Source organism: Fuerstiella marisgermanici, assembly GCF_001983935.1.
Classification (GTDB): Bacteria; Planctomycetota; Planctomycetia; order Planctomycetales; family Planctomycetaceae; genus Fuerstiella; species Fuerstiella marisgermanici.
Window position 1 is genome coordinate 56697 of record NZ_CP017641.1, and the last position, 22576, is coordinate 79272.

A 22576-nucleotide genomic window follows, 5' to 3' on the forward strand; every position below is an offset into this window, starting at 1 on the left:
CCTAGTGGACGCGTGTGCCGATAGGTTCGCCGGCGATGACGCGAGCGATGTTGCCAACTCGTTTGTAGTCGAACACCACGATCGGCAGCTTGTGTTCCATGCAATGATGGAATGCCTGAGCGTCCATGACCTGCAGGTTTTGGTCGATGACTTCGCGGTAAGTGATTTCTGTGTAGCGAATCGCGTGAGGGTTCTTCATGGGGTCGTCAGAATACACGCCGTCGACCTTCGTCCCCTTCAGTACGACGTCGGCATCGATTTCGCGAGCTCGCAGGGCCGCGGCCGTGTCGGTTGTCACGAACGGACTTCCCGTGCCAGCGGCCAGAATGACCACGCGTCCTTTTTCGAGATGGCGGATACAGCGGCGGCGGATAAACGGTTCGGCCACGCCTTCCATACGAATTGCACTTTGAACGCGAGTTGCCACGCCGGCGCTTTCCAGGGCGTCCTGCAGGGCCAGAGCGTTAATCACGGTGGCCAGCATGCCCATGTAGTGAGCTGTCGACGGGATAATGGCGTCGCTGACCTCAGCAAACTGCTTGCCTCGCAGAATGTTGCCGCCACCACATACGATGGCCAGTTGAACACCGCTACTCATCACGTCGCGAATTTGTTCCGAGATACTGGCGACTTCCGACATGCTGATGCCGGATTCACCGTCGCGGCAAAAGCTTTCGCCACTGATCTTTAGCAGTATTCGTTGGTATTTCGGGGTGATCAGATTGTCGGGCATTGTGCTCTTCCTGGCGGTTAAAGCCGAGAAGTTTGACGAACTTCGCTGATTCCACAAGCTGGACGGCCGACTCGGATAAAGAATTTTCTTCTCCTCCGCCGAAGTCCCTCGACTTTGAGCAAAACCAGGCCAAATGTGCGGTCAACGAGCCATTTTGCTGCACTTTCGCGGGTCGGTCGTGGATGGCGAACTGCCGGTTGGTTGCGGACCGGCAACGCTGATTTCGGCCGATTTGGTGTGTCAGGTCGGGCGTTGAGGCAGCATATGATGTAAAACTTGGGCCACAACCTGCCTTTGTAATTCTCCTGCCGCCGTGTCTCATTCGTGTGCCATTTTTCTGATGACCGCAAATTCCACCCTGACAATGATTTCCCGCGACGCCTGGTACCTTGCGTTTCGAGCTGCGTTTTTGACGACATTTGAGCAGCTTTCTGCCGAACGCGACGGTGACGACGCAGCCGCCACGGCCGGGTTTCTGGACCATATTCCCCTTCTGTCTGGTTGCGCTGCTCAGGTGCAAATCGACTGCCTTCTGAAGACGTGGCATCAGCTGTGTCACCACCCAAGCCGGCCACTGCGTCCGATTGAACAGTGCGTGTGTTATTGTGCGGTGAATGAGTTGGCGCGGCTGGGGCAAATCGAAAACCGTCGTCTGCTGGCCGTCGCGGCGGCCGGACCGACGCCATTAAAGAACCCCGACTACCTGTGGCTGGCATCGAAGATTCGAGCCCTCCAGGTGACGTGGCCTTTTCGCGTCCGCACGCCAAACGTGATGGACGATGGACGTCTGCTAAACGCCGACCTTGATGATCCTCACCATCAGCCGGTCAGTGCGGAGACTCGCCGAGTGCTGCTGGACACGGTCGGAGCATGGCAGGTCTCTGCCGAAATTCTTTCCAACAGCGAGGGGCTGCTGTGTCGGGACGAAGTTCGCACGCTTGGCGTATTTCTCCAAAAGAACCCCCGACTCATGAATTTGTAGCAGAGTTGCCAGAGCTACCCTTGTGGTCGTGGCAGTTCTGTATTGCTTTGATAAACTGACACGCACCGAAAAGCCACGGGGTTTTCGGGTTGCAGTTCGATCAAAATTCAGAAGGGTTGCCCCTGGCATGGCGAAGAAAAAAGCCGCTACAAAGCCGAAAAAGAAGACCACAACTGCGAAATCACCGGTGAAAAAGAAGGTAGCCAAGAAATCAGCTGCCAAAAAAACGCCCGCTCGCAAGACAGCTTCGAAAAAGGCGCCCGCCAAGAAAGTGGCTCAAAAACCGGCCGCTCGCCCTGTCAAAAAGAAGGGTGTTCGTCGCGCGACCATGACGACCGGCATTCGCGCCAAGAAGGCCGGCAAGAAGATGGGGCGTTCTCGTATCCCTACAGATGCCCCGCTTTCCGTGGTTTTCCAAAACGACCTGGATGCTCAGGAGGCCTTCGCATTCCTCGGCATTCATACGGTTCGCGAATTGGAAGAATTCGATCCGGATCAGCTGGTCATGAAGTTAACCAGCCCTGCCAAACAAACGGTTGGCAGGATCCGCAAAATTCTGGCGATGAACAACCGCTGCCTGGAACATGACGAAGCGTTCGCTCTTGAGTTCCAGGAAAAACTCGCGTCGATGAAGTTGCGTCAGTAGTCGTTACAACGGCACAGAGACGTCCGTCCCAGCACGGCGGTTAAGCTTCAACGGCCACGGTGAATTCGACGCCGGCACTCCACGCGGATGGAGTGCCGTCGTCGGCAATTCCGCGAATCCATGCTCGATAATTGCCAGCGGGCATCGCTGACGTTGGCCGGAAAGAAATGTCTGTCACGCTTGTTTCGTGGATGTATTTCAGCTCGCCCGTCGTGATGTTGTTGACCCACAGTTCGTAGCGAGCGGCTGTTTGGACTGTTGACCAGGCGAACAGGACTTCGCCTGAAGTCGCGGGAATGGTTGCCAGCGGACTCACAAGTGTGGCCGACGTGGCGGCTTCTACTGTGAAGACATGGAAGTCACTCCACGCCAGCGAAGCGTTGGCCGTATTCACGCCTCGTACGCGGACCCGATAGTCGCCCGGTGGCAGCGGCGTCGTGGGCTGAACGGACGTGGCTGTCACGCCGGTGATGAGTTCAAAGACCGGTTGGCCACTGGCCTCTTGCTGAACTTCAACCTGCCACGACTGTACCGCGCTGTTTGGTGTTAAAGCGGTCCACGTGATAATCGGCATGCTACTTGTGATGTTTGGCAGTGGAGCCGTGATCACTGGCACGTCCGCGGATTCAGTGACAGAAAACTTGGCCCCGGCACTCCAGTCGCTGACTGCTTCAACTCCGTTGTAGGCACGTGTCCAAACCTGGTACTCGCCGGGCTGTAGTGCAAACGCCGGCGTGTAAACGGGGCTGGCAACATTGTAGTCAAGGATGATGGCGTCGACGTCGCGAGTGATGTCGTTCACCCACAGAGCATACCGAGTTGCGTTGCTCACGGTTGACCAGGTGAAGGTCGGCCGAGTTGTGTCGATGCGTCCGGATGGAGAATACACCGATACATCGTCGTCAGTCGTCGTGATCTGGAAACGCTTTTCTGCCGTTCCCAGCATACGGTCGCCATCGAACGCTGTGACCGAGACCACGTAGTCCCCCAGCACGAACGGAGTATCCAGTTGCAGCACGTTGTTCTGGACTCGAGTTTGAGTCAGCGGAAGCGGATTGGTGCCGCCTGTGAGACCGTAGCTGAATGAGACTCGGTAGTGAGTGGCCTGCCCCACGTGACTCCACGTAAACCGAGGCGACCCGTTGTCCGTGATTTTGTCCGGTGACCACACGGTCGGAGTGTTGACGGCTTCCGTGACGTAAAAATTCTGGCCGGCACTCCACGTTCCGATGCTGCCATCGTCGTTGAACGCTCGCACCCACGCTCGGTATTGTCCCGGCGGCAGCGGATTCGGCGCTGTGAATGTAGTGTCCGTGAGGCTCGAATTATGGACGACTCGCGCTACGCCACGGCTGACGTCGTTCACCCATACTTCATAGCGACTCGCACCCGACACGGCTGCCCAATTGAAGACCGGCAGTGGGTTTTCTGAATCGCTACTAGGAGCAACCCATTCAGCCTGGTTGGCGACTTCCTGTACCTGAAACGTCACGGCAGAACTGATGTTCAGCCCCGTCGCCTGGATCGTCGCGGCGTAGTTTCCGGGCGGAAGACTTGATGGTAGTGTGTATGACGTGCCGGTCAGATTGCGATCGATGACGATATTGTTTTGCCCCGTCGACACATTGCTGATTCGCAGCGTGTAATCGTCGACGGCAGTCGGCAGCCATCCAAAAGTTGGTGTTGTATCGGTCGCTGACGCGGCTGGATCGGTCAATACGCTGCTGCTGCTTTCTGTTAGTTCAAAAGCAAACGGGGCACTCCAACTGTACAGCGGACCACGGTCATCGAACGCTCGTACCCAGGCTGTGTAGCGATCGGCGGTGAGTCCTGTTTCCGGTGTGAAAGATGCATTCGTCAGGTGCGCCTGGTGGATGACGCGTGGCCGATTAGTTCCGTTAATCCACAGTTCATAGCGAGTGGCTCCTACCACCGGTGACCATGCAAACGTCGGCAAGCTATCGATCGAATTGGCAACGGGGTCCGTAAAGAAAGGGCGGCTTTCCGTTTCCAGAATCGTCAGGTACGCATAGTCGCTGAACGCCTGGAAATCTGATCCCGTGTGAGCTCGATACCGCCAGCGATAGCGGCCTGCGGGGAGCGCTTCGTGAGGTCGAAAGCTGTTGGTGGAAAGATGACTCTGCAGCAGATATTGCGTCGTCCCGGCGGTGAGGTTGTCAACTTCCAGTTCGTATCGAACGGCTCCAGCAATGGCAGACCACGTGAATAGCGGCAGCGGATCATAGGCACTGGCAGCCGTCAGAATTGAGACGGCATGATCTTCAACTTCACCATCGGCAGCAGCCCCGGTCGGCAATGACGCGCTAGTATCGGTACTCAAGCGAAACCGAGCGAAGGTTTCGCCTGCCGACTTGATGGGGATTGAAGGAAAGTTGAGTGCGACAGTGCCACCTTGAGTACCCGATGGCACGATCACGTTGGCTGATTCCGTCCCATTGCTGAAGACGCCGTCACTGTTGAGATCAATCCAGCCGTACAGCGTTGCGTTCGAGCCGGTGGTATTAGTAACCGTCACATCGATTGATGCGGCTGTGCCTTCGACAAAAATCAATGCGGAGGCATCCACGCCGTCTTCGTCTGCCAGCCCGACGCTGTCGTCTGCCGTCGCAGAAGTATTCTGCTGTCCTCCGTTATCGCCGTCTACGGAGTCGCCGATTTTCAGTCCCGGCCGCAGCACATGGCTGGGACCATCATCGGCCTGACGCGTCTGATAGTTTCCGGTGCTGGTCCCTGCTATGGAATCCGGCGCGTCGCCGAAGTCTAACGGAGCGGCAACGTCAGCGACTTCCCAACCCATGTCGCTAAGAGCGGCCCAGTCCACTGTTGTGATCTGCTTGCGCGTGCCGGTGGTGATTTCCGGAGCCATCAGCGTTTCCTGAATGGTCGCCGTGCCGGGCGGAGTGCTGGTGGTGTTTTCTGCAAAATGAGCTCGGTCGGTATGCAGTGGAACAGCGCCACCAAAAGCGTCGCTCGCCGCCGCACCAGTAAACTGTCCGCCAGCGTTTACCAGATTGGAAAATGAGTCTGATGTGCCGAAGCCGAAAACGTGTCCCAGTTCGTGCAACGCAACGGAGAATAAGTCGTTCTGGCCCGGAGTCGGCGCATTCAAATCGGAGTGCCAGTTCACATTGCTGCTGAATGTAATGGTGCCGCCCCATGTGCCGAAGTCGGTGTCGTCGGTACCGTTGGGCTTCATCCCGGTTTGTCCACGAGTCAGGACATCATCGACGAAGGCGGGCACGCCTGAGGCTGACGATCCGCCGGGCCCGCCAATGGCCAATGAAGAAAGAGGGCGACTTCCGACAAAGACGATGATCTGATCTGCCGCGACTTCAAGGTTGCTGAGCCGTACTTCACTGCCCGTCCCGGGGTTGCCGAAAATTGCCGTCCAGTTATTGCTGCTGGCGGAAGGATCAATCGCTGTAAGGCGATCGTCGATACGCTGCTCATAAATCCGAGCGGCCTCTTCAAGCACGTCCTGCCGCTGCGAATTGAAGAATCCGTTGGTGTCGTAGCGGTAGTCGAATGCGATGTCGATGGTTAGCAGCAGCCGGTCCTCAAGCCGTTCACCTGTCGCATGAGCGATATCGGCCGGGCCAGAAGCCAGCCGGAAACTGCGGCGGGAAGGGGGGCGTCTGCCGACCGGGCCGAACCGAGCAGCCACCTTCTGCCACCATGATCGAACGTTCTGCATCAGCGTTTTTACAGTGTGAAGGGCAAATCGAGACGGGAGGATCGAAGGTAAGAGCGGGCTAAGCGGCCAAAACTAACAAAACGGTTGCCCTCTGGAACCGCCGGAAGGCCTTTCAGTGGCTCTGGCGGGCGCATGCTATCGAAATTTGTGGGCGGTTGACATGCGACACTGCGCTGCCCTGCTCTTCTGTAGCTGCGCGCTCACGCTCAATTTAAGAGGTTCTGACACAGTGGGATACGGCAGTTTCTGCCGAGGGCCGCGTGCTGGTTATTCGGGCGCGGCAAAGTTGGGCGGTTCTGAGGCTTATTCCAAAAAAAACGAAAAGTTGCTGCGTTATGTTTATAGCTGTCCTGTCGATCGTGTCGAAAGATCCTGCTAGGAATAAGTCCGCATTTCAGCGGCCCGATGTGGATTGCTGCTGTCTCTGATAAGGAAAAGGAAGCCAACGATGCGAACGCACACACTCTTCACAAGAGCAACCAGTTTAGCGGTGTGCCTTGGAATTCTCATGTCCGGCCCAGTCTCAATGGCGGGCGACGCGGGAATCATTAAGGACGTGGAACTCTCAAAAGACGGCGTACTGTACGGCCAGGTCTACACGCCCGCCGGACAGGCAGTCCCGGACGCTGTGGTTCAGTTGCGGTACCAGGGAACGGCAGTCGCCGCCGCGCGCTGCAACGAAAAAGGCCAGTTTGCGATCAACGGTGTACGCGGGGGAGCTCACGAAGTTGTTGTCGGTCCACTGCGAAATCCAGTTCGACTGTGGTCCGCCGGTTCGGCACCTAAAGTAGCTACTCAAGGCATTGTTGTTGCCGTCGATGAAGCCATCGTCCGTGGTCAGGATATGTACTGCGAGCCTGGCTACGAAACCGGCCCTCCCACATCCGGTTTCGGAATGCTGGACGTGATCACACTGGCAACCGTCGGTGCTGCTGTTGGAGCATTGGTTGTCAGCATTGACAACAAGAACACACTGGAAGACAACGAAGACACACTCAAGCGACTGGAAGCCGGTCTGCTTGGACCAGCCAGCCCGTAATACGGCACGCGAAAGAAGTTGCCACGATGTGAGTTAGACAGCAGCATCAGCAACTGGTTGAAGTTAAAAAGCCCGCGAATGTCATCACATTCGCGGGCTTTTTTATGCGCAGTGAGTTGTGTTCGTGGACGGCTGAATTCTTACAGAGCACCTTCGCCGGTGATGACGACGCGAACCGTGCGGAACAGAATTTTTAAGTCGTTCAGCAGGCAGCAGTTCTGCAGGTACAGCAGGTCGTAGCCGACCTTGCGACGAAAACCTTCCAGTTCATTATCGTAGCCATTAACAACCTGAGCCATCCCTGTGATGCCGGGTTTCAGCCCCAGGCGAGCGACGTAGTTCGGGATGTTGCTGGAAAGCGTTTCCATAAAGTGCGGGCGTTCCGGGCGTGGACCGACCATGGACATGTCGCCCTTCAGTACGTTCCACAGTTGCGGAAGTTCGTCGATGCGAGTCCTTCGCAGGAACCGGCCGATCGCCGTCACTCGCGGATCAGACTTCTGAGCGAACTGAGCGCCCTTGCTTTCGGCGTCGTTTCGCATGGTGCGAAACTTGTACATTGTAAACGGTTGCCCGTAGTTGCTTTCTTCACGTCGGTCACGGCCTTTGCCACGTCGGTCTTCCACACCTTGCGGCGCCGAGGCATCGGATTGACGCCGATCTTTGTTGGACTTCAGTCGCAGGTTCAGGCCAACTCGCGTTTGGGAATAAATGATCGGCCCAGGCGACGTCAGCTTCACCAAAACGGCGGCGACAATCATGACTGGACTCAGGCACACCAACATCGTTCCGGCCCCGACGATGTCGACAATGCGTTTAAAAAAACGCGTCGACAGTGGCAGACAGGTCAGATTTTCGCGAGGTTGCTCCAGATCGAGTTTCGTCAACCAGCCCGTGCGCGGCAACTCCTCAGCGTAGCTGCTGACAATGTCGGACAGATCGATGGCCGGCGTCTGTTGTCGGACCGGTTGCTCTTCCAGCAGTACGTTGGCGCTCATGTTGTTATGGGGGTGCAAATAGCACTCAAAAGGGGCATCTTGATGTCGTGACCACGCTGTCCGCAAGCATAGTTTTGCAACGGGCGCACCGAGACAAGGTGTCCTCGATAATCGCGCGTTCGTGCCCAAATGGACTCATCCGTTGCGGATGAATCGGCGACGATGCCTTTTGGCAACATCATGCGTCGTTGAAAACGCTACAACGCGTCCAACCAATGTGACCCGTCTAGGTGGAAGAACCGAACCCAGAGAGCGCGGTTTACCACGTGGGTCAGTCTTTCCAAGACTGACACCACGACAAAGTCGCCGCTTTTCGAGTCTCGGAGAGACTCGTCTACATGAAAATTGCCCAAGCCGGCTGCCGATGGCGGCGAGGTACCGGTTGGATCAGCTAAGCCCCGCGCAGCAGGTAAGGGCTCAAGCTGGTCGCATCGCATCTGCGATCTACAGCGTTGCCAACGTCGCGGAGGCAGCTTCGAGCGTTTCGTCGATCAGCTCAGGCGTATGGGTCGCCGAAACAAACAGAGCTTCGTACTGGCTGCATGGCAGATAAACGCCTCGATCCAGCATTCCATGAAACCACTTCGCAAAGCGGTCCGTATCAGACGCCGTCGCGGTTGCAAAATCAGTCACGGGCTGTTCGTTAAAGAACATCGTCAGCATGCTGCCGACTCGATTGATCTGCACGGGCACATTCGCGTTCTTCGCGGCTGCCAGCAGACCGTCTTCCAGCTGAGCGGCCAGCGATTCCAATTTGTTGTAGGGATCGTCTTTGACAAGCTGCTGCAACGTCGCCAGGCCGCTGGCCATTGCGACCGGGTTGCCGGAAAGAGTTCCTGCCTGATAGACGCTGCCGACTGGGGAGACAGCGTCCATAATGTCGGCTCGACCACCATACGCGCCGACCGGCATGCCACCGCCGAGAATTTTCCCGAGCGTCGTCAGATCCGGCGTGACACCCAGGCGGCTTTGAGCGCAGTTCAGGGCCACTCGAAAGCCGCTCATCACTTCGTCAAAAATCAGAACCGTGCCATTATTGGTACAAGTTTGTCGCAGCGCCTGCAGGAATTCTTCGGTCGGCACAACGCAGCCCATGTTGCCGCAGACCGGCTCCAGAATTACGGCCGCAAGCTCGGCCCCTTTTCCTTCGAAAGCCGTTCCCAGCGCCGCCACGTCATTGTACGGCAGCACCAAAGTATCGGCTGTGCAGCCGGAAGGCACGCCGGGGCTGGACGGAGTGCCCAGCGTTAGAGCTCCGCTGCCCGCCTGAACCAGCAGGCTGTCGACGTGACCGTGATAGCAGCCTGCGAATTTGATAATAACGTCACGTCCGGTGAAGCCGCGAGCCAGGCGAATGGCCGACATGGTGGCTTCCGTGCCGGAATTGACCATGCGAACTTTTTCGACCGACGGAACCAGTTTCACAACCAGCTCTGCCAATTCGGATTCCGCCACCGTCGGCGCGCCAAAGCTGGTGCCGGTTTCTAAAGCCAGTTGAATGGCTCGAATGACAGCCGGATGACGATGCCCCAAAATGTGCGGCCCCCACGACCCGATAAAATCGATGTACTGATTGCCATCGATATCAAACAGGTAAGGACCGTCGCCTCGCTGAATGTACGGAGGCGTTCCGCCGACCGCACCAAATGCGCGAGCCGGGCTGTTGACGCCGCCGGGAATGGACTTGCATGCGCGAGCGAACTCGGTTTCGCTATTCGGGCGGTTTGCGGTGTCGTTCATAAGATTTAGTGCTAGTCCACAATCAGTTCAAGGTTTGGGCGAGCTTCGCGCAGAGCGGCGAGCGTTTCGTCGGCGGGTAGACAGTTCTTCAGGTTCAGCGATTTTAGCTCTGGCAGCTGTCCCAACTGAACCATGCCTTCATCGTCAATTTGGCTGCCAGCGATGCTCAGCTTCTTCAGCTTTGTCATCGTCAGAATGACGGGCACGGATTCGGTTGTGATCCGAGTTGATTCGACATTCAGGTCTTCCATGTTGGTCAACGTTGCGAAATTGGCGAACGCTTTGTCCTTTAATTTCGTCACTTCACGCAGATCAAGAAACGTCAGCCCGGGCAGTGCGCCGAGTTTCGCCAGACCATCGCCTGTGACCAGCCTGCATTCTGCCAGACTTAGATGCTTTAAGTTCGGCATTCGAGCAATAACTTCCAGCCCTTCGTCGTCGACGGAGGTTTCTCGCAGTTCCAGACGAGTCATGTCCTTCAGGCCTTCCAGATGCCGAATTCCTGCGCCGCTGACATCTGCCTGCCGACAACTGAATCGTTTCAATTTCGTGAGTCCGGCCAGTTCGGCCATCCCAACATCGGTGACTCGCGACGCATTAAGCTGCAGTTGCTCAAGTGTCTTAATCTGCCCGACAGGTTTCATGGCCTCGTCTGTCACTCCGGTGTAGCTTAGGTTGAGCGACTTGAGCGGCAGACCGGTCAGGAACGCGACACCCGCGTCGGTGATTTTTGCATATTCCAGTTGCACGTCGATCAGCGATGTGATGCTGGAAATGTGTTTCACACCGGCGTCCGTCGTGTAAGTATTTCGCAGGTCGAGAGCTCGCAGTTTGGGCAGTTCGGAAATGTACTGCAGCCCCTCATCGGTGAAGCCGGCGCGTCGCAGGGTGAGCACATCCAGCGTGTTGAGTTCTCCAATAACCTTTAGAGATTCGTTGGACATTTTGGAGCAGTCCGTCAGGTCCAGTCGCTTGAGGGATTTTAGATGGGCCAGGTGTTTCAGACCTGCATCATTCATGCCCGGCCCGCCGAAGCGAGCGACCGTGACATTCGGGACGCCTGCGAGATGCTGCAGAACTTCTGAAAAGTCGCTGTCGGCCGAAACTGCGATTTCTGTGACGTTTCCGGCAGCGTCTTTCGTCAGTTGGCAGCCGGCCTCTTCCAGCGCCGCCACTGCTGCTGAATCATCTGGTGTGGCAGGTGCGGCTGACGAAGCTGACTGCGAGTCGGAAGTGGCGGATTTCTGCTCGCAACCCACAAACGAACTGGTGACTGCCGTTGTCAGCAGAAAAACAATGACTCGATTCATGACAAACACTCCGGCCATTTGCCGACGGGCAAACGCAATTTCTAATTTTGGTTCAGGAATTGTGGGCCAGAATATCCCGTCAGCCGGCCTTCTTCAATCGCTTCAATCAGCATTATCATGGACGGGGCCTGACGAATAACCCCGCGTTTCGTCAATTCAAACAGTCGATGACCCGATCATCGGATTGACGATGGTCGATTGCCGTTTCTGCGTGTAATGCTATCGTATTCAACTGGAAGCGGCCGTTTTTTCGCTTCTGTTAATCGCCCTGATTCACCAGGCTTCCATGGATGTCGCACCAGCCTTCGCTGAATAGCGCTGAGAGCGTGCTGGTGGCTTCGGGATTAACCTTCGAATCTAAACCATCAAGCGAGGTAGACTCATGACAAACAAATCAACTCGTCGGTCGTTTCTCGGAACATCCGCCGCCCTGGGGACAGCATTTTGGGTGGCTCCGAAATCGTTCTGCCGCCCAACTCGATCAGCCCTGCAGGGCTTGACGGCGGCGTGTATCGGCGTCGGCGGAAAAGGCGATAGCGACAGCAGCCACATCGCGAATCAGGACGTGGAAATCGTCGGCATCTGTGATGTCGATCGTCGCACACTGGAAAAGAAGGGCAAGGAATTCAAAAACGCTAAGCAGTTCACGGACTTTCGAGAACTGTTCGACAGCCTCGGCGACAAATTCGACATTGTCAGCGTCAGTACGCCCGACCACACTCACGCTGCCGCCGCTGTCAAAGCGATGCGGATGAAAAAGCACGTTTATGTGCAAAAGCCGATGACGTGGTCAATTTCAGAAGCTCGCCTCATGCGAGAAACCGCCGCCGAAACCGGCGTCGTGACTCAAATGGGTAACCAGGGAACTGCTGAAAACGGTCTTCGTGAAGCTGTTGAAGTGGTCCGCAGCGGAGCAATCGGCGATGTCACCGAATTGCACGTCTGGACCAACCGTCCCGTCTGGCCTCAGGGAATCGGTCGTCCGGAAGGTTCCGACCCAATCCCGGAACATCTGGACTGGGAATCATGGCTTGGACCGGCTCCGATGCGTCCATACAAAGAAGGCATCTACCACACCTTCAAATGGCGCGGCTGGGTCGATTTCGGCACCGGAGCATTGGGCGATATGGCCTGCCACACCACCAACATGCCAGTTAAAGCACTGGAACTGTGGGATCCAGTTGCTGTTACGGCTGTGAAGAATCCAGGCATTGTCGAAGGCGAAACGTTCCCTGGTTCGTCAACGCTGATGTTCGAGTTCCCGGAACGCAACGGCCTGAAGCCCTGCAAGTTCTACTGGTACGATGGCGGCAACCTGCCTTCTGACGACTTGTTGGCCAAACTGCCAGCCGGGTTCCGTGAGAAGATCGATGCTCACAAAGCAGGCGGCAGAAAAACGAGTGCGGCCGTGTTGGTGGGCTCAAAAGGTCTGCTGCTTTCGGAAAACGATTACGGAGCAGAATACACCCTGCTGCCGGAAGAAGACTACAAGGGCTACAAGAAGCCGGAAGCGACGTTGCCACGAATTCCGTTCCGCGGCAGCAACGACGAACGCCACAAGTGGGAGTTTGTCGAATCATGCCGCGGCGATTACGAGCCCGGTACGATGTCCAACTTCGACTACGCTGGTCGTCTGACCGAAACGATCCTGGTCGGCAACCTGGCAGTTCGCGCAGGCGAAGGTCAGCGCATCGAGTGGGATGCTAAGAACATGAAGAGCACCAATCGGCCGGAACTAAACAAGTTCGTCGGTCGCGAGTACCGCGACGGTTGGCAGATCTGATATGGCTAAGCGGCGGACCGGGGACGCAAGTCCCCGGTCATCGCCTTCCTGACGCGCATTAGCTGAAATGTCCCATGAAAAATGAGTCTTGACGGCAATGCAGGCAAGAGAACTCAACGTCTGTTTCGCGACGCCATAAAGTGTTATTCCGGCGAACAGATTGTTGAGAAGCTCCGCGACGCGGAGACAATTTCGATTGCGACAAACGCTAATTCGCTCGCGCGATTTCATTGGCACGCCATGCGGTGACGTAGGCCATAAAGCCTCGTTTAGTGGCGGCCGATGCCTTGGATAACAGTTCCCGGTCCAGCAGCTCAATCGGAGCCGTGCCGGCGTTATGGAGCAGCAGAGCCGTTTGAATCGCCACGGCATCGTCAAATGGTTTGAGGGCAGCAACGATCGCAGCCAGCTGCGTACCGGACTCTTCGATGATGCGTTTTGCGTACTCATGAGCGCTACGCCATTCTCTGTCTCCGTCCGCGTCAACAAAAACCGCGCCGCTGCAGCCTAAAGTCCGTGACTTCCAAACTGGCGAATCCGGTTGATAGGACTTGGCCGTCTTCCAATGGAGGCCATCTATGCCTGGCCCGGTGGCAACTGCGACCAAATGGACGTCGTGACTTGGTCGTGGCAACTCGATCGTCGTTTTAAAGATTTCGCCTGTGGGCCATTCGCTTCGTTGACTGGAATCAATCGGCAGTTCTTTCGCAAGGACGCCGTTTGCATAGATCTCTAACTTGTCAGCGCTCACCCATTGCGGGCCACGCACCGTGATATCGATCTTCATCGTGTCTGTCGTGGCTGTGATTTGATCGCCTGACTGTGCCGTGCCGTTGACTTGCATCTCGGCGATCAGGCCATAGCTGACCATGACCTTGCCACCAAGAAATGCATCGACTGCAGCCTTAACGTCGATGTGGTCGGGGCGTGAGTCGTCGCAGCGAATGTATGTTCGACCCTGGCCAACGATGTAGCGAGACACGTCGTGCGAATCACTGCTACCTACCGGAGTTATCCGTCGTCCGCGATTCAGCAACGTCATCCAATCTCGGGTAAGTTGCATAGGATCGGTCTTCGTCGCACCTGAATTCACAATTTCCATCGCGTTGAATCCGACGTGCCATCCGTCCAACATCTCACCAGCGGCTTCATTAAAATGCCTGGGGCCAAACGGTCTCGTCCCACTATGAATGTCTCGTGCGTGGTTCAAAATTGCGACCCGAACGCCAGGTGTGGCAAAAATGCCGTCGAATGTCTGCTTCCAACTCGTCCCTTCATGGGATGGCACGGGAGAACCGCTGACGACGGGGAAAATGTTAAAGTGGCCGGTTTTCGTGGTGACTTCATTTCCGATGACAGGCGTGAAATATTTTCGCACTTCTGCTTCGCGTGAGGGTGCTTCGAAATCAATGTGGCGGTTGTGGTCCGTTGCGATGGGGAGTTCGATGCCTTCGCCGGCTAGAGTCACCATCCTTTCTTCCACAGTGGCATCGCCATGGCCCGAATGCGTCAGCGTATGAATATGTGTGTCGCACGCGACCCAGCCGGCTGTGTCAACTTCGCGGCGAATCGAAAGTGTGACTTCCTTCCGCTCGCCTTCGGCTACTGCGATCTTTGATCGGGCAATCGAGTATTCGAAACCACGACCAGCGATCAGTTCATATTCTCCTGCGGGCAGGTCGACGGCTGCTTCGCCATTCGATGTGTATACGGTTCCGGGACGAACCGCGAGATGAGCATTGGATGTCGTACCCATACTGACCATTGCACCGTCGCGATTCAGGATGGTGATTCGGCCTGGCGACGGATTTCCATCGGCGAGCAGATGAATATGAATACTTGACTGCGCCAGCACTTTGGATCGCGACTGATTGAGCAGTGTGATCTCACCTACCCGGATATCATCAGACGCTCTGTGTTTGCCGACCGGCTGAACAGTAATCGAATTCTTCTCCTTCAGGATGTCTGGCGGCACGTCGAAGTAAACGACCATGTCGTTTTCGTCTCGGGTTAGTCGCCCTACCCTTTCGTCGTTGACGACGACCTCCCAGGCTTCCTTCACATCCTGTTGCCGCAATCGAATCGACTGAACACCGCCATTGGGTGAAGCGGCAAGCTCCTCGGTATGCGTGAGTTGAGCAGCCTCCATCGGAAACTGATCCCACTCCCGCTCCGCACCGCTACGCAGATGTTTGAGCTCAAACGCGGACACCTGTGAGGCCATCGTGACGACCACGAACACCGTCAACATTGCGGCGAGCCTGAAGACATCGATTGTCGGCGCACTAAGCAGTTGTCCCAAATGAAGCGGTGTAACGGGTGAGCAACGATGCATTGACCTGAATCCTCTGTGAGTTGATGAGCGTTAAGGCGATCCGCAGATACGAAACTACCAAATTCGCGCCGCCACGTCTCACGTGGTGTCCAGACGCCAGTATCGGCCGGCAACACTGACTATGAAGGCTACCCGATCGGGATTAGTTGTGCCTGCCAGCGTCAGGTCCTGATCGTCAGACCGCTCCAAAGTTTGAACCTTGATCGAAGCTCTCCGTACCCGTGGCCGAAGCAAACTTGGACCGCTCGGCGTCACCACCTCACTGCGTCCTCAAAGAACCCGGCGAACGCTTTCGTATTCAGACCGCCAAATGACGAAACGAACGTCACGTTTAAACGCGACGGCACAAATCAGAGAGCCGAGAAGGCCTCAACAACCGTTGCGATGAGGTCCGTCCCAGAGAAATGTTCTACGACCTACGACGACGCACCTTCGAGCTGCCAATCGCTACACGGTCCCGCCGCCTTCTATGTGCTCGCCGTCGGGGGATGTGCGAGTTTGGCAGGCACACCTCGTGCAGAACGCGAACCGTTTTCTTCGCCGCTCAAATCTACCGCAGTAAGTAGTGTCCCGAGGTGGTCACTGACTGAATTGAACGCAGAAAAAGGACGGGCATTCGTCTCTCAAAGCTCCATTCCTGACGAGCAGGCTGTCCGAACACAAAGCAAGCCGGTACCCTAAAACGCAAGCGGCTGAAGGGAATCGAACCCTCATTTGAAGCTTGGGAAGCTTCCGTGTTGCCACTACACCACAGCCGCAGGGGAGTGAGTCGCCCTTGTGGTTTCAGCATATAATGAGTCTTCCGGCAATGGAAGCCTTTCTGGATTCTGGCCGCTACGTTTTTGCAGCGAATCTCGCTGATTTGTGGCCGTGGAACAGGCGTTTTGGACGATGAAAGCTGTTTCCCACGAGCCCAAACCGTCCACAACAAAAGAGGAACTGCGTTAGAGTTTTTGGCTTCATCGGTGACCGGAACACGCAAAATGGCGAAGCGTTCGGTCTTTGTCTTGCCGGAGTTTTGAGATGCTTCGGATATCTGACAGCGGACAATAACAGATATGATCGTGTTTCATGTTGCCTGCGTTCTAAACGAAGGGTTCAGGTCCGCATGAAAAAATGTGTGCTCTGTCCCATTTCCAGTGCCGTTGGTGGCTCAGCCTTTTCGGAAGGCCTTGAACGCTTCTGCCATGGCGTTGCGCATGATCAGGGATTCGTTTGCATACACGATCAGGCGAGCTCCCTGGCGTTGTGTTCGCAGAGTTTGTTCTGGTGTGCCAAACCAACAACCCGCAGCTACGTGTTGACGATTAGCTTCGTCGATAATCTTCTGCAGAATGGCGATCAGATCGGGGTGGTCGTACTTATTGGGAATTCCCATATTCACTGTCAAGTCGTTCGGCCCGACAAACACCGCGTGGACGCCCGGTATCGAACAGATCTGGTTAAGATTGTTAACACCCTCAACAGATTCGATCATCGGAATGAACACTGTGTCGGCACATTTTGTCTGGACATATTTTTCAGTGGCGTCACTCGGCCATGCACCTCCGGACAGAACCTGTTCGAGTGCTTTGCCTTTGAGGGGGCGGTAGACGGCAGCGGCTGCCAGACGTTTTGCGTGTTCATAGTCTTCTACATAAGGAACCACGGCACCGTCGAAGCTATCGCAGACTTTGGCCACGTCGTCCGGCTCTCGACTGTGAGTGCGTGCAAGACAGGCAATGCCTTTTGCGTTTAACGCATAACGCAGCGGCAGAAAGTCCGCCAGTTCAAGCGCGTTGTGTTCTGCTGTCACGATCACGAAGTCGAGGGCTCCGTCCGGAAAGAAGTCGACGATGGACGGCGTGACAGCGTGCTGAATCAGTGTTCCGTAAACCGTGTCGCCCTTGATCAGCTTGTCTTTGAGTATTTTCGCGCTCATGACTTCCTCATTAACGTTTAGTTTGACTCGAACGCTGAGAACGCTACCTGGTTGCAAATGAACGGTGTTGGAAAACTGACGTTACGCAAACAGGAACAGCCGTAGTCAGGTTAGCAGGGACAATGGGTTACCTCGCGTCTTAAGTGGCAGTTCCACTTCGGCGCCAATGCGGTGTGATTCGAAGACCGCTGCGATCATTTCCACGATGGCTCTGCTGTCCTCGGCCGAACATCGAGTGTCTCGTTGCCCTTCCACACTGTCGGTCAGATCTCGAATGGCTGCGATATGACCTCCCTCGTACGTTCCGTCTGTGCGGGGTTCTGCTTTATCAATCCCGGCAGAAGTAATCGTCTTCCATGTTTTTCCGGTGCGTCCCGGAGACCAGCTACTGTCCTGCAAAATGAACGCGGGCTTTAGGTAGCCGCTTTGCAGTTCAATAATGCCTCGCGAACCCATCACCTGCAGTCCAAAACGAGTCGGGCTGCCTCCGGCACCACGTTTGGAGGCGAAGTATCCAGAGACACCGTTTGGAAAAGAGTATTGTGCCCGCAGATGATCTCCCGCCAGCAGGCCGATGCCCTCGGCCCCTTCAACCACGTTTGCTTTGGTCACAGGCGCCTGCTTGTTGAACACGGTTGCTATGCAGGACGAAGCATTTCCGCCTGCGATACTTCTCATCATGCCCATTACGTGAGATCCCAGCACCCACAGGTCTTCTCCGCCGCCGCGCCGATCTTCTTTGCCACGACCACGCAGTTCGAGCACTTCGCCGATCTCACCGTGTTTGATAATCGACAATACGGTGTCAAGAACGGGCGAATACTGAGTGACGTGGGCGATGCCGAGTTTCAAGTGCCTCATTTCGAGAGCACGGACCGCTTCGTCGCATTCTTTCAGCGTCGGGCAGAACGGCTTCTCCATGTAGATGTGGCACCCCGCCTCAGCCGCTGCCATGATCATGTCATGATGCTGGTCCATCCATCGCGGGCAGATTGCAACGATGTCCAGCTGCTTTGTGGCAAGCATCTTTCTGTAGTCTGAATATGCATTGGCTGCGCCGACTCGTTTTTGAGCCTGGACGCGACCGGCATCGTCGTGGTCGGCAACGGCGACAATCGTCACGTCCGGGATTTTTGTGAAAGCAACATCGACGCCATGGCCGTAATTACCGCGCGCTGTGCTGCCAATGATTCCGACTCGCCATGTCTTCGCCATTTAAATTCCAGTGCAGTTCTCAGTTTCAGTTTCTCGTCAACTAAACCTCCGGCAATACCCACGGCTTCCGATATTCCGGACGCGTTCGCAAAGCGTTGGCTTCATCGTCACCGGGGAAGGATTCAGTTTTCGCGTCGAATGCCAATGTTCGGCCGACTCGCGCCGCGATATTGCCGGCATGACATAACACGGACGCCGGATGGCCGACAGTTTCCAAATCGCAGAGGGGCTTTGATCGCGTCTTGATGCATTCCACGAAGTCCTGGACGTGCGGCGCTTCGTGACTGCCGCCTTTGCCCTCAGCCAGTACTTCGTCCCGGCGTCCGTAGGCCTTCCAGTTTGAGTTACCAATCACGATGTAGCCCTGGTCTCCGAAAACTGCGGCGCCTTCGGACATTTCGAGATAGTGATAGGGTGCCCAGATGCGCATTTCATAGGTCAGGAGCTTTGTGGCCAAGTCACTGCCGAATTCGTAGTTAGCCTGCAAGGTGTCGGGGAATTCCTGAGCATCGTCGAAGTACCATTTCCCACCATGAGCGGAAATTCGGTTCGGCATGCCAAGCGGTTGATCTCCCTGAGCTTCGCAAGCTGCGTTGAAAACGGCGACCGCCATGTCGAGGCGATGCACACCGTCATTGCCCAGGTCGCCCGTTCCGTAATCGTAGAACCATCGCCAGCGCCCGTGGAAGCGGTTTGAGTTAAACGGACGCATCGGCGCAGCACCAGTCCACATGTCGTAATCCACACCTGTCGGCGGTTGACTGTCGGCGACAGCGGGCACTGGCCCCTGCTTTGTGCTCTCCCAAGCCTTCGCAACTGTGCACCGACCCAGACGGCCGCTCTTAGCGTATGCAATTGCCGACTGCAGTCGTTCTGTCGATCGATGCTGTGATCCCATTTGCACGATCCGTTTGTTCTTCCGCATCGCCTCAACCATGCGCATGCCTTCGACGATGTTGTGTCCATCAGGCTTCTCGACATAAACATCCTTGCCCGCCTGGCACGCCAGAATTGTGGGAATTGCGTGCCAGTGATCGGGTGTTCCAATAACGATCGCATCAATCGACGAGTCGTCGATGAGTTTTCGGAAGTCGCTTTCACCGCGAGGAGTTGTTCCCTGATTCTTCGCCGCCTGAGCGAGGCCGCGGGGTAGTCGAGTTGGGTCGATGTCAGCGATCGCCACAACTTCGACCGATTTGTTCGACGAAAACGAATTGATCAGCGACAAAGCGCGGCCTCCAGCGCCCATGATGCCAACTCGAACACGCTCGCTTGGCGGAGCAGTTGAGCCCGCCGATGCTGTGCTGGCTGCGATTGCCAAAGAAGTCGTCTGCAGAAATGTTCGGCGAGAAGAATCTGTCATCGTTTCCTCCGAGCAGTATTGCTGTTTTCGTTATGAGCAAACATTTCACTTTTGCTAAGGAAAACTAGCGCCACTAAACCATGTTTTAGAACCCCTAACAAAAGCTGTGTGGCCGCGTTGTGACGACAGCGGTCGAGATGCAAGGAAAAGTGACGAGGCGACGGATGTCGTCGAGGAGCGCTGACGCCGCAGATCGGCTGCTGTCGTCGCAACCCTCCGGGCCGCTTGTGTTTCCGCCTCAGGCGGCGTCGTTCGTCGTCGACGACATTTGTCGCCTCCTCCTCACTTCTTGCCTCAAACGAAACTACAAACGTCGCGGCTCACACAGGTTTGGTTAGGGGGTCTTAGTCAATCAACGTGCCTATCGTTCTGGCCGATAGGTCGGCTTGCCTGGAATTTCAGTTGGGATGCGAAGCAGTAATGTTCCGCAGGTCACATACAGCGACTTCAGGTCCGGGCCGCCAAATGTACAGTTCGTGATCGTATCTTCCGGTGTCTGGCGAAATGCAAGTAACTTTCCGTCTGGTGAGATCACGTGGATCCCGGGCTTGGTGTCCAGCGTCTCACTGGTGTTCCGTGTCTTGTGCAGCCCTGCAGCAACGTACAGATTGCCGTTTGCATCAATGCACATTCCATCGCCACTGCGGCCCGGATAAAAATCGATTAACACTCGCCCGTTCGACACACTTCCGTCCTGGTTCAGATCGTAAACGCGAATGTCGCGGTGGTGATTAGCATCAGGGTGAGCTTCAATTACGTAGAGCTTTTTGTTGTCAGGAGAAGTCACGATGCCGTTGGGCATGTGCACTTCAGGGAAGGCCAGGATTTGAGTGACTGCGCCGTCCGGGGCGATGCGATAAACAGCCTTCACGTTTTCGCCTGCAGGATCCTGCGTGTCAGAACGTGAAGTGAAGTAGATGCGGCCTCGGCCATCCATGCAAAGATCGTTAGGTTTTGCGAAGGGTTTGCCGTTGAACCCGTCGGCCAGCACCTCAATCTTCCCGGACCTCGCGTCAGTTCGTGTAACCCGAGCAGCTCCGCCTTCGCACGCCAGCAGGCTGCCGTTGGGAGCAAAGTACAGCCCGTTGGTTTCGTTGGTGTTATCACGGTAGACGGAAAGTTTTCTTGCGCGAGGATCCCACTTGAGGATCTCGCTGGCTGGCACGTTCGTGAACAGCACATTCCCGGCCGCATCCACGGCGGGGCCTTCCGTGAACACCTTTTCGGCCTGCACCCTGGCCAGCACTTCTACAGAACCAAGGTATCGATCTGTTTCCAGCCCGGAGTAGTCGGGTGGCTTCGCGATTGCGAAACCGCAATGCCCACTCAGCATGACCGCAGCGCCCGTACCGTATAAAAACTGACGCCGCGAGTAGTGTTGGTTACGTGGCATATCGTTCTCTCGCTGACGTTTCAGTTGAGCGCCGATGCGTTTGTCGGTGAACAGTCGAAGGCAACGCCTTGATCGGTGGGCCGTGTGCGACTTCCATCCACGAAGCTGACGTTGCTCATGTGGAGCGAATCGTCACGCAGCGATTGTCTGCCGAGTCACGCTGGATGTCAAATCGATCGCGCTTGTGGCGTTCGGTTTTCAGACGCCAGGTAGTCATCGCCATATGATCGAATGAATAATGTGTGCGCCAAGAGATCGGTGCCGTGCGCCGTTGAGGCAGTCTGCGCGTCCATGCGATGTAGCAAGATGGAGAGATGGTCTCGTGGTCGAAAAGGCCAGGTCGTTTTGATACAAGCACCTGACTGAAACTAACAACATGTCGACACGAAGGGTATCTGACGATGACAGAGGGAAGTCAGTCACGGATGGTGTATCTGTCCGGCGAAATGGTGCCGGAGGCGGAGGCCAGGATATCGATCTTTGATAGCTCCGTGCTGCTGGGACACTGTGTCACGGAATCCAGCCGCACCTTTCAACATCGGCCCTTCCTTTTAGAACAGCACATTGATCGGCTGTACCGTTCTCTGAAGGTTGCTCGCATTCATCTGCAACACACGCCGGCGGAACTGCTGCAAATCACGCTCAACGTGTTGGACGCCAATCGGCCTATGATGGCTACAGGTGATGACTGCTGGATCGTGCACAACATTTCTGCCGGTTCACTCAAACTTGGCCCGGGTTCGAACCAGGTGAATCCGGCGACTGTGATGATTTTCACGAACCATCTGGCTTTACGAGGCTGGGCTCGCTTTTATACTGATGGCTGCCACGCTGTGACGTCTATGAGTCGCGCCGTGCCGTCTCAGACGCTTGACGCGCGGATCAAGAATCGCAGCCGCATGGCGTATACGATTGCTGATGCTGAAGCTCGTCTGGTGGATCCCGACGCGCAATGCGTCATTCTGGATATCGACGGTAATGTTTCCGAAAACAAGGGCGGCAATCTGTTTGTCGTCAGCGATGGTGAACTGCGCACGCCGTCGACCGATAATTGTCTGGCGGGGCTGAGTCGGCAAACCGTGATTGAGCTGGCACAAGAACAGGGGCTGGTTGTACGTGAGATGAAGCTGCAGATGTATGACCTGTACACAGCGGATGAAGTCTTCTTCACCAGCACTCCGTATTGCATGATGCCCGCGACCAAATTTAACGGTCTGCCCATTGGCGACGGCTGCGTGGGTGGCATTACTCAACAACTTCTGGCGGCGTGGAGTGAACGCGTGGGCATGGACATCGTCGCTCAGGCACAGCGCCAAATTTGATAGCGTCGACGGAAACGAATTCTGACGATTTGTGGTATTCCAATCGGTGAACGGCGAGCTCGCGGTTTCACGTATTAGAGT

General features: G+C 55.9%; 15 protein-coding genes and 1 tRNA gene. 5 read left to right on the top strand and 11 right to left on the bottom strand.

Features of this window, described 5'->3' with window-relative positions; translation table 11 throughout:
• Window position 1: 1 nt before the first annotated feature.
• Window positions 2–733: a UMP kinase gene (gene pyrH / locus Fuma_RS00110; RefSeq protein WP_077022348.1), complete on the bottom strand. Its 732-nt coding sequence runs from the start codon at window positions 731–733 to the stop codon at window positions 2–4.
• A 313-nt stretch (window positions 734–1046) separates the two neighbouring features.
• Between pyrH and Fuma_RS00115 the strand changes: the two genes are divergently transcribed.
• On the top strand, window positions 1047–1715 hold the full coding sequence (locus Fuma_RS00115; RefSeq protein WP_145943853.1) for a hypothetical protein: 669 nt from the start codon (window positions 1047–1049) through the stop codon (window positions 1713–1715).
• A 127-nt stretch (window positions 1716–1842) separates the two neighbouring features.
• Complete coding sequence (locus Fuma_RS35645) at window positions 1843–2361, top strand: hypothetical protein (RefSeq protein ID WP_077022350.1); 519 nt, start codon at window positions 1843–1845, stop codon at window positions 2359–2361.
• A gap of 40 nt (window positions 2362–2401) precedes the next feature.
• Here Fuma_RS35645 and Fuma_RS00125 read toward each other — a convergent pair whose 3' ends face one another.
• A complete protein-coding gene (locus tag Fuma_RS00125; RefSeq protein WP_077022351.1) occupies window positions 2402–6076 on the bottom strand; it encodes a GEVED domain-containing protein in 3675 nt (1224 codons plus the stop codon).
• 508 nt (window positions 6077–6584) lie between these two features.
• On the opposite strand from Fuma_RS00125, the gene Fuma_RS00130 reads away from it, so the two are divergent.
• Window positions 6585–7115, top strand: coding sequence for a carboxypeptidase-like regulatory domain-containing protein (locus Fuma_RS00130; RefSeq protein ID WP_145943854.1), 531 nt, complete (start codon window positions 6585–6587; stop codon window positions 7113–7115).
• Window positions 7116–7255: 140 nt separating this feature from the next.
• On the opposite strand, the gene Fuma_RS00135 is transcribed toward Fuma_RS00130, so the two are convergent.
• The 3 genes from Fuma_RS00135 to Fuma_RS00145 all read right to left on the bottom strand — a co-directional run bounded on the left by Fuma_RS00135 (window position 7256) and on the right by Fuma_RS00145 (window position 11163).
• Window positions 7256–8113, bottom strand: coding sequence for a sugar transferase (locus Fuma_RS00135; RefSeq protein ID WP_083731693.1), 858 nt, complete (start codon window positions 8111–8113; stop codon window positions 7256–7258).
• Between the two features lie 444 nt (window positions 8114–8557).
• Window positions 8558–9853, bottom strand: coding sequence for a glutamate-1-semialdehyde 2,1-aminomutase (gene hemL / locus Fuma_RS00140; RefSeq protein ID WP_077022353.1), 1296 nt, complete (start codon window positions 9851–9853; stop codon window positions 8558–8560).
• 11 nt (window positions 9854–9864) lie between these two features.
• The gene (locus tag Fuma_RS00145) at window positions 9865–11163 is read right to left on the bottom strand and encodes a leucine-rich repeat domain-containing protein (protein ID WP_077028003.1); all 1299 of its coding nucleotides are present in this window, start codon (window positions 11161–11163) and stop codon (window positions 9865–9867) included.
• 382 nt (window positions 11164–11545) lie between these two features.
• Here Fuma_RS00145 and Fuma_RS00150 point away from each other — a divergent pair, with 382 nt between their 5' ends.
• Window positions 11546–12946: a Gfo/Idh/MocA family protein gene (locus tag Fuma_RS00150; protein ID WP_077022354.1), complete on the top strand. Its 1401-nt coding sequence runs from the start codon at window positions 11546–11548 to the stop codon at window positions 12944–12946.
• A 208-nt stretch (window positions 12947–13154) separates the two neighbouring features.
• Here the strand turns inward: Fuma_RS00150 and Fuma_RS00155 are convergent, their stop codons facing one another.
• The 6 genes from Fuma_RS00155 to Fuma_RS00180 form a co-directional block, all read right to left on the bottom strand.
• The gene (locus Fuma_RS00155; RefSeq protein ID WP_145943855.1) at window positions 13155–15281 is read right to left on the bottom strand and encodes a CehA/McbA family metallohydrolase; all 2127 of its coding nucleotides are present in this window, start codon (window positions 15279–15281) and stop codon (window positions 13155–13157) included.
• Window positions 15282–15968: 687 nt separating this feature from the next.
• A tRNA-Gly gene (locus tag Fuma_RS00160) sits at window positions 15969–16039 on the bottom strand.
• Window positions 16040–16434: 395 nt separating this feature from the next.
• Window positions 16435–17202, bottom strand: a complete 768-nt coding sequence (locus tag Fuma_RS00165; protein ID WP_077022356.1) for an HpcH/HpaI aldolase family protein — start codon at window positions 17200–17202, stop codon at window positions 16435–16437.
• Between the two features lie 105 nt (window positions 17203–17307).
• Window positions 17308–18417: a Gfo/Idh/MocA family protein gene (locus Fuma_RS00170; RefSeq protein ID WP_077022357.1), complete on the bottom strand. Its 1110-nt coding sequence runs from the start codon at window positions 18415–18417 to the stop codon at window positions 17308–17310.
• A gap of 40 nt (window positions 18418–18457) precedes the next feature.
• On the bottom strand, window positions 18458–19780 hold the full coding sequence (locus tag Fuma_RS00175) for a Gfo/Idh/MocA family protein (protein ID WP_077022358.1): 1323 nt from the start codon (window positions 19778–19780) through the stop codon (window positions 18458–18460).
• A gap of 361 nt (window positions 19781–20141) precedes the next feature.
• Window positions 20142–21173, bottom strand: coding sequence for an SMP-30/gluconolactonase/LRE family protein (locus tag Fuma_RS00180; RefSeq protein ID WP_083731695.1), 1032 nt, complete (start codon window positions 21171–21173; stop codon window positions 20142–20144).
• A gap of 401 nt (window positions 21174–21574) precedes the next feature.
• Here Fuma_RS00180 and Fuma_RS00185 point away from each other — a divergent pair, with 401 nt between their 5' ends.
• Window positions 21575–22495 carry an aminotransferase class IV gene (locus Fuma_RS00185; protein ID WP_077022360.1) on the top strand — a complete coding sequence of 307 codons (921 nt, stop codon included), beginning with the start codon at window positions 21575–21577 and terminating at the stop codon, window positions 22493–22495.
• Window positions 22496–22576: the final 81 nt, after the last annotated feature.